The following is a 15,200-nucleotide window of genomic DNA, read 5'->3' as shown; positions in this document are numbered from 1 at the left end:
ATATTTTCATTTATTCTTTAAGGCAAAACCTCTTGATACATTTCTTCGGTCTTTTTTCTTAATTCTTTAAGCACCGTTCTATGCTCTTTACTATTTACTAAATTATGCTGTTCTTGAGGATCGTTTTCTACATCATATAACTCTTCAATTTTAGGGGTATGTTCGTAATACACAAAGTATTTGAAACGGTCTGTTCTAACCCCATGTGAACGGTACGATTTGTTTTCTTCTATTAATTTTTGGTTAGCTCTTAAAACTTCCGCTTCCGGCTTTGCTCTTTGTTTAAACATATCGACCAGAAATAAATCTTCCATAAAGACGGCATCACGCCATTGCGACATATCTTGAGTTTTGTTTATCACCGGAGTAAAATCTTTTCCTTGCATACTTTTAGGTGCTTCAATGTTAGCAAAAGATAAAATAGTAGGCGCTATATCCACGGATGAAATCAATGCGTTTTCTCTTCGCGCATTTTCTTTGGAAGCCACTCGGCCATCATAAACAATCAGTGGTGCTTTTACAGATTCTTCATATAACAAACACTTGTCAAACAATCCATGAGATCCTTGAAAACGTCCATTATCACTTGTATAAATAATAACGGTATTTTCTAACATACCCTTTTCTTTTAGTTTTTCAACTAACAGCCCTACTTGTTGATCTACAGAATAACCTTGTGTTGCAAAACGACGAACCAATCTCTGGTGTTTATCTGGGGTTGACGACCGCTGCTTATGCAAATAATACCCTCTGGCATTATCCTTTACCACTTTTGGCAATTCCTCATTGGTGCCTTCTACCCAATTCTGTGGTACGGAAAACCTGTTATTTTTAAACAAATCGAAATGCGGCATATACATATGATTATTGTTATCATGTTTTACAGCATAAAAACTAACTGATAAGCAAAATGGTTGATCTTTAGGTTGTGTATCTATAAACCTTAACATAGCTTCACCTGTTCGAAGCGTTCTAGTGTATTTCTTTCTATTGGGCTCCGCATATATTCTTTGTAATTCTACATCATTTTCGGGCCATGCAATGAAGCCTTTGGTATCCACTGTTTCTGCTCCAGCAAAAAAATCGAATGTGCCTGATAAATTTTCTTTGTAAAAATGTTCCTTCGGGGTACTTGGTCTTTGCGCTTTTTCTGAAACGGTGAATCCAACTTTACCAATAAATCCTGTTCTATAGCCTTCTTTTTTTAACAAAGCCGGATAACTTCTAGAAAAATCATCTTGAGAAAGGGTAAAGTTATCTGGAGCCACAAAACCTACTCTGTGATTAGAATTATACCGCCCTGTGAGCATAGTTACTCGACTGGGCATGCAAATAGCCACTGCGTAAAAGGCTTTATCAAAAACAACACTTTCTGTGGCTAACCTATCAATATTAGGGGTTTCAAACTCTGGCTTACCATAACAGCCCATATTATCCCAACGTTGGTCATCGGTCATTAAAAAGATAATATTGGGAGGTGTTTTATTTACGCTATTAAGATTCGAATCTTTTGATTGGTTATCCTTGCACGATATATTTAAAAAAATAATCATTAGAATACTAACCATACTTTTTATTCGATAACCCTTCATTTTATTCATTACGTTTTAACCTGCTAAACATGCATATAGGAACAAACCCCATAACTAGAATAGAGCTTGTTTACCTATTTAATTTATAAAAGAATAAAAATATGGTTTATGTAATTTCTAGATTATAAATCAACGTTCATATTGTATAAACTATGAACTGTTTATTCAAGTAAGACAAAGTATTTATCATAATAGATCATTCCCCAACCAAAACATAGCGCTGCCCCATGTTTGTTTCAACATCATATAAAAATGTATCAGGAATACTAAATCCTTGAAGTTTTGCTTTACTAGAAATTATGGCATCCTTTATGTTAGGTGTTGAATAAAATGGATTTTCATTTTCTCCTTCTGACTTTTTAAGCGGATTATCTCCTTCAAGTTTCAATTGTGAATACGAACGAATACGGCAATTGCCGCCTAAATTTGATTTAATAATCACTTTAACTAATTTACCTTCTGCCCATTCCATTAATTCTATATCGAATGCGCCTCTAGCGCGAAGCCCACTAACACTTCCATTTTTCCAAACATCTGGTAAGGCAGGAATAAAATGAATGGCTCCATCATGGCTTTGAAGTAGCATTTCGGTTAAACCTGAAGTAAACCCAAAATTCCCATCGATTTGAAAAGGAGGATGTGCGTCTAACATATTGGTATAGGTACCGCCACCCTTTGGAGAATCTGGTCTTCCTACCAGTTTGATTTGATCGGTCATCATTTTGTACGCATGGTTACCATCTAACAATCGCGCCCATTGGTTTATTTTCCAGTTCATAGACCAACCTGTTGATGGATCGCCGCGATATACCAATACATTTCTTACGGCCTCGGCCAATTCTGGAGTACGAAAAGGGGAGAATTGATTGGAAGGGTGCATGCCATACAAGTGGGAAATATGACGATGTTTATCCTCTGGATCATCCCAATCATGAATCCATTCCTGGATTTGACCGTATTGACCAATTTGGTTCGGTGCTAATTGTGGGATGGTGGCTTCAATTTCCTTAATAAGGGCATCATCTACACCTAATATCCTAGAGGCAGATGCGGTTTTTGTTAGCATATCAAATACCAATTGGTTATCCATTGTAGCGCCATATGCGATATTAACATTCTTTGGGTGATGCGCAGGTCTATTCTCTGGAGATGTTGATGGCGACATTATCAACCAATTGTTCTCAGGTTCAGGAGTTAAAAAGCTTAGACAAAATTCTGTAGCACCTTTCATGGCAGGATACACTTCTTTTAAATATTCTGTATCACCATTAAACATAAATTTATCCCATAGATGTTGGCTTAACCACAAACCTCCTGTTGGCCACATACCCCAAGTAGCACCATCTACGGGGCCACAAATACGCCAAAGATCCGTATTGTGATGCGTTACCCAACCATCCGCTCCGTACATATCTTCTGCTGTTTGTTTACCAGCCACTGCAAGTTCTTTTACCATTTCAATTAATGGTTCGTGCATTTCACTAAGATTAGTAGACTCTGCTGGCCAATAATTCATTTCTGTATTAATATTTACCGTATAAGCACTTTTCCATGGTGGTGTTAGTTGGTTGCACCAAATCCCTTGTAAATTACCGGGTTGTCCACCTGGTTGTGATGAGCAGATAAGTAAGTAGCGGCCAAATTGATAGTACAACGCTGCCAGCGCAGGATCATTTCCTTTACTAAATTCTTTAATGCGAATATCTGTTGGCTTATTTATAGAATCCGTTGTACCCAAATTAAGTTTTACCCTATTGAAAAACTTATTATAATAGTTGGCATGATTTGTCTTTAACTGTTCATATGTCTTCTTTTCTAAATTTAACAAAGATTTTGCTGCATGTTGGTGTTCATCGGCACTAACATCTTTATAGTTTTTGAAGTTCGTATTAATAGCCAAAAACAAGGTTGCGCTGTCCGCACCGTTCAAAATTAATGTGTTATCCGTTGAAGTAAGCGAACCTCCTTGTGGTACTATTTTTAACCTTGACTCAAATTTAACTTTGCCTTCAATAGGTTTGGCATCCTTAGGCGTTCTTTTACTTTTTAAATCAGCACCTCTTCCTGTCATGGTTAAAATATTATTTCCTTCGGTGCTTACCTGAACTACAGATGGTTTAGGACGATCCATCCCCGCAGAAAAACTAATTTTACCTTTTTCACTAGCCGTTAGACGAATAACAATAACTTGATCCGTAAACGATGTAAATACCTCTCTTTGATACTGAACACCATCTACAGTATAAGACATACGATTAACGGCTTTCTCTAAATCCAACTCCCGATGATAGTTTGAAAAAGAATCATGTCCTTCAAAATTTAACCTTAGATTTCCAACGGTTTCATAGTTCATGCCATGCGAGGTTTTGGAAATAATTTTGGCATTTGCCAAAGTATGGGCTTCCTTATATTTTCCTTCAAAAAGCAGCTGCCTAATTTCTCCTAAAATCTCCTTGGTTTCAGAATTATCATTTCTATGGGGACCACCTGCCCAAAGGGTACCTTCATTCAACTGAATATTTTCTTGATCAGGGATTCCATAAACCATGGCTCCTAATCTACCATTTCCTATTGGCAATGCTTCATTCCAATCGGCTGCTGGCGCATTATACCAAAGTTTTAAACTATCACTATTTTTATCGGAAGTTGTGGTAGTACATGAACATATAAGAACACAAAATAAGATAGCAATGAAACCATTTAAGTCCTTGTTTACATGAAGTTTAGTCATTCTGTTGAATTTCATAAAATTTAATCTACTTTTTAAAAATTTATTCTTTTAATCCTGTTAGTCAATTACTTCAAACTAGCATAGTTATAGTATACAGCGCCTTCCATATCCCCATCTTTGTTGTAAAACCAAGTTTGAATAAAAGCCGGCCCTTTTGGTAAATTTTTAATAGTAAAATTAACACCATCGGCATTTATATTTGCCTTCTTTTTTTCATCTACATAAACCGCATCGTCATGCCAGATTTTTATTCGAGCAGTCGCTATATCTAGGGATTTCGGGCTATTCTTACTACCAAATACTTTATCAACTGGTGCCACGGTTAAAGTTGTTTGGTTTGCTATTTCCTTAGGCCAACGTCTTAAATCAAAATTATAGGTTCCCGATTTTTCAAATTCAACAGCAATGAACCCACTACCAGGTTTACCTCCTGCCACATTTCCTTGATTCCAAATCATGTTATCATGAAAGTCATGTGCATTAAGACGTGTTTCAGGCTCAGCTGGATTTCCAATAACAATTCTTGTATATTCATCAGCGCGTTCTTTTACAAGTTGCCACCAAGTTTCGTAGGCTTCCGTTAACTCATTAGTAATGTCTAAATTCTTAGGGTTTTCAATGACATCATTCTGTTGCTTTTCATCTATTAAAACATCATAAAGCTCCCAATTTGTGTCTTTACTCTCCCTTACCATTCGCCATTTATGTAAAATTTCGTTTCCCTTCCAAATGTCCTTTTTAACAGCTACTGCTTTAAACTTTTCAACATGTTCAGTACGCATATTCACTATGGTAATGGCTCTATTTTTATAATCCTCAGGATCATTCTTTGAGTCTGTATCTAAAAATGGCTTGAAACTCTGCCCATGAATTTTCAACTTTTCCGGTCTGTTAGGAATATCATTTAAACCAAGAAAATCCATAAAAGAAGGTAACCAATCTATATGGGCTGTAAGCGGCGTAAAATCTCTTCCTTTGCCATCTCCCCCTAGGTTTCCATTCTTCCAACGAACAAAACAGGGAACTCTTGTTCCACCATCATAATAAGAGCCTTTCTTACCACGTAAATGTGTACTAGCCCCATTATCTGTAGTAAAAACAAGTATGGTATTATCTGCAATTCCTCTATCATCAAGAAATGCCATTAACCTCCCCATGTTTTTATCTATATTTTCAACTGTGCCAGTAAAAGCTCTAACGTCTTCTCGAGCATCGGGAGGTGAAAAGTGAGGACCATGTGCCGTAGCGGTAGGTATATATGCAAAAAACGGCTTCTTCTTTTTTATATTATCATCCATAAATTCCATAGCTCTATTGAAAAAGAAATTGGTAGTAAAGGCACCTTCTATACCATCATCTTCATCAGTCATTTTTACTAAAGAATCATTAACCCACATACTGGCACTATTATTTGTGTTTCCCCAATAATCTGGCTGTTGACCTGTACCGCCTCCTTTGGTCCAAGCCACGTACTCAAAACCTCGGTCCTGTGGTCTAAATGGATAATTATCCCCTAAATGCCACTTAAAAAACAATCCTGTAGCGTAACCATTCGCATTAAAGACATCTGCCATGGTTATTTCATCTTTACGCAATTGATTTCGTCCAAAAATTGTATGCCAAACTCCCGTGACATCATTATATCTGCCTGTCATTAAAGCAGCTCTTGTGGGTGCACAAGTTGGAGACACATGAAAATCCGTAAACCTCACACTTTCACTCGCCAATTTATCAATATTAGGTGTTTGCGGGCCATCTTTCTTATAATAGGAAAAGGCGTTATGGCTAATATCATCAGGAATTACAAAAATTACATTTGGTCTATCCTGAGAATAAACTGAAGTGATAGCCAAAAAAAGTAAAATGAAAGTGTAAAATGTTCGCATTTTTTTTATTTAAAATTTTAATAACGTTAGTCTAAGTTTGTTTTATAAGAAGGTGGAGGTATGTCTACTCCCCATTCTTTATTTGGATTTGCCCCTAGTTGAAGTTCCAAGGTTCCTCCTTTGACAAAACTTTCATGGTAGAACCAGCAATTGTTTAATTCTCCTCCATTTAATTTTGCTGATTGTATATATATATTCTCTTGATTAACTCCTGAAGTTTTTATATTAAACACTTCCCCTGAGTAATAATCATTATTGAGTTTAATGGTTACTTCATCAAATAGTGGACTGGTAATTTCATAATAAGGTTTCACTGAAGCGCCTCCGTCCACTTGAAAAAGCCCCATGGCCATTAAAACTCCTAGGGCTCCCATTTGCCCTTGATCTTCATCTCCATAATAGCCCCCATAGGGCGTAACATCTCCATAAACTTCTTTGACCTTCCTAACCCATTTTTGAGTTAACCAAGGAGCTCCGCTATAGTTAAACAAATGTGCCATACCAGTACCGGGTTGGTTACCATAATCTACCCAACTGGCAGCATGATTCTTATTGGCACCAACAAAATTCAATGTTTCCCCTTTTACAAAAGATTCATTTAAGAAATTGTTATACTTCTGCTTACCTCCAAATAATTGAACTAAGCCACTCATATCATGAGGAACGAAATGCGTATATATAGCCGAATTGCTTTCACAAAATCCTCGGGCATTAAAAGTTTCTGAAACTGGCTTAAAATCTTTAATCCAGTTACCATCCATTTCTCGAGGATGCATCATTCCTGTATCTGGATTCCACAAGTTTTTATAATTCTGGGAACGTTTTAAAAACATCTCATAATCATCATCTTTCCCCAATGTCTTGGACAATTGTGCCAAACACCAATCTTGGTAGGCATATTCCAAAGTCATGGAAGCACCATCCTTATGGGCACCTTTTGCCTTAATACCTTCGGGTATCCAACCTTGGTCTATGTAATATCGCATCCCCCCTCCGTATGCGGGACTCTTATGTTCATAACCCGCATGGTCTCTAGAACCTCCAACAAAAGCATTTTTACGTAAACCTTCGTATGCTTTTTGAATATCATAACTTCTAATACCCTTATTATAAGCGGTAGCAAAAAATGAGGTTGAGGGATCACCAATCATCACAAAGGTGTAATTTCCTCCTGATGGCCCTCTGGGTATTAATCCACCATTGTTATACATGTCTAACATGCTATTACAAAACCCATCCATGACTTCTGGGTATACCATAGACCATAAAATATTCAAAGACCAATGACTACCCCACCAAGCATCAAAATTATAATGTGGAAACAGCGGTTTTCCTTTGTTATCTAATCTAACAGTTCTTGTTACAGCCTCATCACCAGTTCTATCTATGTACTTACCATCTACATCACTTACAATGCGCCTCCCTAGTAACGCATGCCATAAATCTGTATAAAACTTTACTCGCTGTTGATGTGTTCCTCCTTTAATTTCAATTTTACTAAGCCATTCATTCCAAGTATTTAACGATTCATCTACAACCTTATTAAAGTCCCAATGGTTGATTTCAGCATCCAAGTTTTTACGGGCTTGCTCTACACTTACATATGATATACCCACTTTCATTAAAACCTCATCGGTATTTTTTCTATCAAAAAACAAGCCCACTCCTGCATTTACCCCTTGAATGGTGTCTGTTGATTTTTCGACCAATTCCTTATTTTCCCAGCCTTTGAATGATTTAAAAGGCACACTCAATTTTGCAACAAAATAAACTGGAGTATCCTTAGGTCTTCGTCCTGTTTTTCTAAGTACCTGAACACCTGCTATTTCGAAGTTGCTCACTTTCCAAACTTTAGAATAGGTTGTTGGCCCATGTGCTAATCTTGCCCCGGTATCAAAAATGATTGATTTTTGTTTATCTTTTGGAAACTTATATTTATGAAACCCAACTCTAGTTGAAGATGTTAACTCCACATGAATATCATAATCATTTAAATAAATTTTATGATAACCGGGTTTGGCTATTTCTCCTTCGTGACTAAAAGAAGACTGATACGCATCCATTCCCAAATGCCCTTTAAACTCTCCAGTTGTTGGCATAACCGCTATACCTGCCAGTTGCCAAGCATGAATATGGCTAAAACATCTTATATACTCACTATCATACAAATAGCCGGAACTCCAAGTTTTAGCGGTATTGGTATCCGGGCTTAAATTAACCATTCCAAAAGGCCTACTCGCTGAGTTAAAATAAAACCACCTTGAATTGTGCGTATCAATAAATGGGTTAACCAAGTCTACCGGTTTTCCCTGGGCATGAATATTTACATTCTGTAAAAACAGAATGACGACGAAAAAATATTTTAGAGTTTTCACCATTATTTCATTTTTTACTGATTTGTTCATTTGCTAAACTGATATTGAACTCTGTTGGAAAGTTTTCTGGAATCTTATATGTCACACTCTCTGAGGCTAACCACTCAGTAGCTCTAATAAGAATGGTTTGAAAACCAATACACCTATAACTAATAGGATAGGTTTGCCCCTTCCATAAATGCCCCATGCTAGAATTATACACCCTGCCATTTCCATATGAAACCACCCATTCTACCGGCCAATTAATATTAGTTATATCATCCCTTGCATAGGATAAAACTGTTAAATTTTTAGCAGGACCTCTGGCATATTTATAGAGTTCCATATCTGGTGTTTTCCATTTTTTAGGCAAATCTCTATTTATGGGGTGATTATTCAATTTGTAAATAATGACATCCTTTCTTGGACCATGATAAGTTGCTTTACCTTCTCCTAATGGAATCTCTTTAATTTTTTCATCATTTGTAACTTGTAATGCAATTCCTTGGTTGGGTTGCCTCCACCCCAAACCAATCATTAAATTATAACCTTTCCAATGTGGGAAAGCATTATTAGCAGAATGTAGAATGTATAAACCACCTCCAGTGGTTACATAATGCTCTAAATGTTTTTCAATTTTCTTAGGCCATTTAATCTCTTTATTATTTATGTTATTACAATTTATAATAATGACATCGAATTTTTTGAACTTGGGTTTCCAATGCTTCCAATTCTTATCTTCTGGTTCAGCAGGTGAGGTTGACACAGAAACATTAAACAATTCGCTTTTTTCTAAAATTGTTTTTACCACATAAGTTGTCTGCTCCCAATCGTGATTACTAAAACCATCAACAATTAATACATCTATCTTTTTAGAAGTAGGTTGACTGTGCACTGATGTAAAAATCCACAATGAAAATAAACAAACAAAAATGTGATACTTTTTCATTTTAAACTAAAATTCGAATTCATTCATATATCTCGGTAATTACTTAATTAGCAACAGGAACTACACCTTCCCAAACATCATTTTTCCATTTTTCAATTTTATCCTGCATGTCTTTTACGCGCTCTGGGGCTGAATCTGATAAATCATTTTTCTCAGATAAATCCGCTTCCAAATCGAATAACTGGGCCACTTCTTGCTCATCTTTTATAAAAGTCACCAACTTCCATTTTCCACTTCGCATGGCGGTTCTTCCCTTAAAACTCCAAAACAAATCGCGTTCAGGTAATGATTCTTCATTTACCAACATGTTTTTAAAACTTATGCCATCTAAATTTTCAATATCGGTTTTACCACCGGCTAAATCGACAAAAGTTGGCAGAAAATCCATTGACATAATTGTTGTACCATTAACCGTTCCTGCTTTAATTTTATTTGGATAACTTATAATTCCTGGTACACGATGTCCTCCTTCATAAACAGAGGCTTTTGCTGCCCTTAACACACCATTATCTCCTCTACTTCCCGCAGCTCCATTATCCGAACAAAACACTATAATTGTGTTTTCATAAAGTCCCTCGTCTTTTAAGGTTTGTATTACTTGCCCAATACCTTCATCCATAGTTTCAATCATTTCGGTATAAATAGTTTGAACGCTGTCCTTAGGAACTTTTCTTATAAATTTACCACTTCCAACTTTTCTAACAGGTTTATCATGCCTCCCTTGAATAGGATAATGCGGTGCTTCTTGTGATAAATACAAAAAGAAGGGTTTACCAGTTTTCTCAGAATTATTTCTTTTTATAAATTCTGCGCCATAATTGGTGATTAAGTCTGTAGTATACCCCTTTTCATCATCAACTTTATTGCCCTTCCACCAATCTAAATAGCCTTCTTGATCCACATGCGAATGATAATCCACATTACCACTAACAAAACCTACAAACTCATTAAAACCTTGATGAATGGGATTATATTCTTCGGCATAGCCCATATGCCATTTCCCGAACATACCGGTATGATATCCTTGTTTTACTAAAGCTTCGGCAATGGTTACCTCTTCCAAGCTCAGGCCTACCTCTCTATGACTTTTTGCCGTAATAACCCCTTCTACTCCAGTTCGCTGCTGATATTTCCCTGTCAATAAAGCGGCTCTAGTTGGACTACAAACTGGGCCATTTGAATGAAAATCTGTAAGCTTCATTCCACCAGCTGCCAAGGCATCTATATTAGGCGTGTTTATTTTTTTGCTACCATAACACGATAATTCTCCATATCCTAAATCATCGGCCATTATTAAGACAATATTAGGTTGAATACTTTTTTCACTACCGATACTCGAGTTTTTTGGTTTATTCTCTTTACATGATATACTTAAAAAAGTAAAAATTAGAATACATGCTATACTTTTTATTTGGTCAATTTTCATTTTATTCATTTAATATCTTGTTATAAATTTTAATACAAATTATGTTTTAAAGTTGCTGTTAGATTCAGCAAACACAGGGCTTATACTTAAAAATACAAATATTTTAATCATTGAAAATTCCATTCTATTGAAATGCTTGTTTGATGTTTTCAATGGTAACTCCAAATAATTTTTCAATTATTGGGTTTAAAGCTTTTTTGCTTCCTTCCAAATGAAATGTTGTTTGAATATGTTTACCACTATCTCCTGCTTTTAAAGCCAAGGCAGGTGATGAAGTTTCCAATTCATAAAAGGGTCCTAAAGGTTTGGCCCCTGGTTCTGGTTCGCCATCATTGTAGGCATTAATAACATCGCCTTTATAAGGCTCCTCTTGAATTTCCCACATTGAATTTACATAATCTGTAACTCCTTTAGGTTGATTGTATTTAACAATGGTTAATATTCCGTTTTTATCATCGTAAGAACCTGCAATATTTTTTGCTCGTTGTGGAGTCAATCCAATTTTGCTACGGTATTTTCCGTCTCCTTTAAAATAGATTACCTTTTCTTTTACCACCAATCTATCCGAAGGCACTTTTCCAAAATAGGCATCGTTTACAACAGCTCCCAAATCTGTCTCATTTCCTTGAACATAAGGTATCATAATAGTTGTATTTGGTGAATGATTGAACATTCCCAAAACCCAAATTGACAATAAACCTGTTTCTTTTTCCCAAGCCTCGTCTCCAATATTAGTTAAGGTATTGATAGTTTTATAGGCCACTGAATTTAAATTATCTAACAACTCTGAAAGCCCTAATGCTTCTTGGGTTTCGGTTTCGGATAAAATAGCAACCTCTCTTTGAATTCTCATATTAAACTGGAAGCCTGAATAGTTTTTTAAAGAAGCCTTTTTTGAGAATACGACTTTGGTTGCAGAAAGACTTTCTACATCAAAATGCTCTAAGTCAATTAATTTAGGTGTATACCAATCATCTAAAGTAAATTCTGTTCCCTTTTTAAAAAAGATTGAATATTGGCCGCCTTCTGGCCCTAACCAAAAACGTTCTTCCCCACCAAATACATTAATATGCTCCAAGGTATCTTGCGATTTGAATAATTCGCGATTAATCCACCCATAACTTCTTCCATTTTCACCATCGGCACTACTAGACATTACTCTACCTTGTAATGCAGCTGATACCGCTACCCTAGATTGATTTGAATCTTCTGATAGCTCAATAACTTCAATATAATCTTTCATAAAACTAACATCATCTCCATAAGTACACATAGTAGCTACCTCTGTTAGTTTATCAATATTTGGTTGAGCACCATTTTGGTAGCTAATTTTAAGATCATTCGATTTATTCTCTTTACATGAAATACACAAAAAAGTAAACATCAAAATACCAGGAATACATTTTATTTTCTGATTTTTCAATTTATTCATTTAAATATTGCTATAACTTTTTTATTAAATTTTCACCTATTAAACTATTTTAACTAAAAGACATCACCAAACGTGAACCTTCATTAAAACTAAATCCTGAATCAAACTGTAGAATGTATTGTTCTGCATCCTCTTTAAAGGAAGCCTTGATGCGTTTACCGTCTAATTCTACCTTAAAATCTGCTACCGAAACACCATTTACCTTATCCAGTGCAAACTCCTTTAACTCTAACCTCCCGAACTTCAAATCTATTCCAGCTATAAGCTTGCCTAAGGATATCTTTTGAGTAAACTGCCCCCAACCTTCGGCCGTCGTAAAAGCAGCTTTAAAATTATTTTTTTGCATTTTAGGTCCGAAAGCTAGTTTGCCCTCAGGCCCGTTATAACGGTATCCACATATAGCCATAAAAGCACTATAACTTGCTAATGCCCGAGCGTAATGGTCTCCACATTCCACTTCGTTATATGGATTGCGGTGTTTAGGTTGATAACGATCACTAATGGCTTTACCAATAGCCAATCCTTTTTCAAGCATACCTTCCCAAATCATATGTGCAGCAACCTGCCATTCAAAGCCAGACATGCATTCATTATAATATTTATGAAAATTTGTTTTTTGTGCATTCTCCTTTCCAAAAGGCCATGTGCACATTACTAATCCTGCATCTCCCTCGGCGGCATACCAACGACCTTTAGGGTTTTCCTTTCGGAAATCTCCAATATTTGGAGAAAAATTATACAACCAAAGCGATTCTAATGTCTTACGAACTTTTTCTCTTGGCAATACCGGATCAAGTCCAAGGTTATATAACCAAAATTCACCAAGTACCTGATCAATATGGCATCCAGTAGTTGAACCACGAGTTTTTTCAGCCTCCAATTCAGGAATATGTATAAAGTAACCAAAATCCTCTCTCCACATTAAATCTATCATAGTTTTAGAACCTTTGCTAACAAGTGCTTCATATCTATCAGCTACTTGAGGTTCATTCATCTGACGGGCCATTTGAGCAGATGCCTTAAGAGCCGCATGATACATATTAATTAACCAGTGTACTTGCCCAAACCAGTTCCCATCTAAGGTATTGTGTTGAGCTCCAGCCAATAGTCCATCTTCATCTTTATCCCATGTTTTGATGACGAAATCCATTGACAACTTGGTACGCTCCCAAATACTTTCTAGAAAGCTGTAGTTAGTGGTCATTTGGCTTTCCCTTAAGACACGAAGAATGGTACCACATTGGCCATCTGGAGCTTCTCTAAACGTCTTTGTAGAACAACGAAAGTTCACGGCTCCATTCTCTTTCTTAAAACTGAGGTCATAATCCACCTGTCCTCGACACTCCCTCTCAATTACAGGAAACAAACGTGCTAAGCCTTGAGCATAATGCCATACATGGGTGCAATTCCCTTCACAGCAGGTCACTCCCTCATCTAAACTGTATCTAGCATCTTGCAACGCCATACGGCCTGCCAACTGAGTTTGCATACAATTAATTGGAATGAATGTTCTTTCTAAAAACCAGTATGGTAAGGTAGAATCGTACCAATTCTCCATCCATAATTTTGTTTTAGCTCTTAGTTCTTTTTCCTGCGAAACAACTGCACTGGCAGATGCGCTCGCACTGGACCACTGAGTGGCATAGTAGTTTATATCCCGAGTCCATTCTGTTTTTCCAAAACCTGTAACATGTCTTGCATTTGGAAAACGCCAAGAAAGCGTAAACGAAACCGTTTCACTCGCTCCTGGTAACAATTTTATACTACGACCTATTGAGGCATATGCCTTATCCGAAAAAGGACGTTCCTGCTCTTTTTTGCTTTTTTTGTTCGGTTTCTTGGCATCAAACAAACCTTCATCTCCTGGTTGAAATCTCAGGGTGTCAACCCAATCTGGTTTATTTTCTCCTAACAATCCTAGAGCAATTGCTCCAAAATCATTCGCATGATCAAAAGGTACATTATCCCTATGAGGGGCGTTATCGTTCAAAGGTTTTGCCCAACATTCAACCACTGACAATCCCTTGAACTCACTATATTGGCTTAAACGGACACCATTACTATTCTTTGCACCTGTTCTATAATTAGAAAAATTTTCTATCCACCCTCCAATTGACACATCTTGCTCTTTATCCGAAATATTTTCAATAGTATATCTCATTACCGTTACAGGGTAGCTGGAGTCATCACGATTTAATGGAATAAAAGGCGTATAAGCCTCTAATTGTACTCTTACCGGGCAAGCTGCATCAGCATAACTTACATCTCCCATGGGATACTTATTAGTAAATACTATATCCCTAAAACCGCTAGAATCCAATCTAAAAACCTGCTTTTCTTTACCCAATCCAACTTGTAAAGCAAAGCCCTGGTCCATTGGACTATATGGAGTAACAGGTTTCATATACTTGTGTCCTTGGCCCATTTCTTTCCATATGTCATCGGGCTCACCATCGAGATTCCAACACCAGAGACTTCCATCACCACCAAGATAAACTTGCCCCGTACCAATACCATTGATTGGCATACCTATAAACTCTAATTCTTTACCTGTAGCGCTAAATGCGTCTCCTCTAGCATATAAACTTTCAATCCACTCTTTGGATAGTTTTTTATCTTTTGGAATTCCATTTTTAAAATCTTGCTGACTAAAGGGACCTGCCATGAGTTTTAAAGGCCCAACTGCAAGCATAGCTGCGGTTAAACTTGTGGTCTTAATAAAGTTTCTACGACCAACCGACGTATCGTTATCAGCACAACAATTAGATGATCCGCAACAATTACTTTCAGTTTTGTTTGTTTTCATTATTAATATTTTCTCGCTTAACAA

8 protein-coding genes are annotated in these 15,200 nt (G+C 36.6%); all 8 read right to left on the bottom strand.

What is annotated here, in order from left to right; translation table 11 throughout:
• Positions 1 to 17 precede the first annotated feature (17 nt).
• The 8 genes from FUA22_RS03970 to FUA22_RS03935 all read right to left on the bottom strand — a co-directional run bounded on the left by FUA22_RS03970 (position 18) and on the right by FUA22_RS03935 (position 15,176).
• Positions 18 to 1,553 (bottom strand): sulfatase-like hydrolase/transferase, encoded by a 1,536-nt coding sequence (locus tag FUA22_RS03970; protein WP_147767418.1) that lies wholly within the window; start codon positions 1,551 to 1,553, stop codon positions 18 to 20.
• Between the two features lie 235 nt (positions 1,554 to 1,788).
• On the bottom strand, positions 1,789 to 4,338 hold the full coding sequence (locus FUA22_RS03965; RefSeq protein ID WP_241664746.1) for a glycoside hydrolase family 95 protein: 2,550 nt from the start codon (positions 4,336 to 4,338) through the stop codon (positions 1,789 to 1,791).
• A gap of 50 nt (positions 4,339 to 4,388) precedes the next feature.
• Positions 4,389 to 6,209, bottom strand: a complete 1,821-nt coding sequence (locus tag FUA22_RS03960) for a sulfatase-like hydrolase/transferase (RefSeq protein WP_147766527.1) — start codon at positions 6,207 to 6,209, stop codon at positions 4,389 to 4,391.
• Positions 6,210 to 6,235: 26 nt separating this feature from the next.
• Entirely contained in the window at positions 6,236 to 8,614 is a 2,379-nt protein-coding gene (locus FUA22_RS03955; protein ID WP_147766526.1) for a GH92 family glycosyl hydrolase, read from the bottom strand.
• Entirely contained in the window at positions 8,592 to 9,512 is a 921-nt protein-coding gene (locus tag FUA22_RS03950) for a ThuA domain-containing protein (RefSeq protein WP_147766525.1), read from the bottom strand. The genes FUA22_RS03955 and FUA22_RS03950 overlap by 23 nt, the downstream gene beginning before the upstream one ends.
• 43 nt (positions 9,513 to 9,555) lie before the next feature.
• Positions 9,556 to 10,938 (bottom strand): sulfatase, encoded by a 1,383-nt coding sequence (locus FUA22_RS03945; protein ID WP_147767416.1) that lies wholly within the window; start codon positions 10,936 to 10,938, stop codon positions 9,556 to 9,558.
• Between the two features lie 124 nt (positions 10,939 to 11,062).
• Positions 11,063 to 12,370 (bottom strand): DUF6786 family protein, encoded by a 1,308-nt coding sequence (locus tag FUA22_RS03940; RefSeq protein ID WP_206667082.1) that lies wholly within the window; start codon positions 12,368 to 12,370, stop codon positions 11,063 to 11,065.
• Between the two features lie 49 nt (positions 12,371 to 12,419).
• Positions 12,420 to 15,176, bottom strand: a complete 2,757-nt coding sequence (locus tag FUA22_RS03935; RefSeq protein WP_147766524.1) for a GH116 family glycosyl-hydrolase — start codon at positions 15,174 to 15,176, stop codon at positions 12,420 to 12,422.
• Positions 15,177 to 15,200 lie beyond the last annotated feature (24 nt).

The organism is Seonamhaeicola maritimus (genome assembly GCF_008056315.1).
Classification (GTDB): Bacteria; Bacteroidota; Bacteroidia; order Flavobacteriales; family Flavobacteriaceae; genus Seonamhaeicola; species Seonamhaeicola maritimus.
This window is presented reverse-complemented; position numbering and strand designations above follow the sequence as displayed.

Coding starts and splice junctions, on each gene's coding strand:
- FUA22_RS03970 (WP_147767418.1), bottom strand. CDS start 1,553: ATGATTATTTTTTTAAATATATCGTGCAAGGATAACCAATCAAAAGAT.
- FUA22_RS03965 (WP_241664746.1), bottom strand. CDS start 4,338: ATGAAATTCAACAGAATGACTAAACTTCATGTAAACAAGGACTTAAAT.
- FUA22_RS03940 (WP_206667082.1), bottom strand. CDS start 12,370: ATGAATAAATTGAAAAATCAGAAAATAAAATGTATTCCTGGTATTTTG.
- FUA22_RS03950 (WP_147766525.1), bottom strand. CDS start 9,512: ATGAAAAAGTATCACATTTTTGTTTGTTTATTTTCATTGTGGATTTTT.
- FUA22_RS03935 (WP_147766524.1), bottom strand. CDS start 15,176: ATGAAAACAAACAAAACTGAAAGTAATTGTTGCGGATCATCTAATTGT.
- FUA22_RS03960 (WP_147766527.1), bottom strand. CDS start 6,209: ATGCGAACATTTTACACTTTCATTTTACTTTTTTTGGCTATCACTTCA.
- FUA22_RS03955 (WP_147766526.1), bottom strand. CDS start 8,614: ATGAACAAATCAGTAAAAAATGAAATAATGGTGAAAACTCTAAAATAT.
- FUA22_RS03945 (WP_147767416.1), bottom strand. CDS start 10,938: ATGAAAATTGACCAAATAAAAAGTATAGCATGTATTCTAATTTTTACT.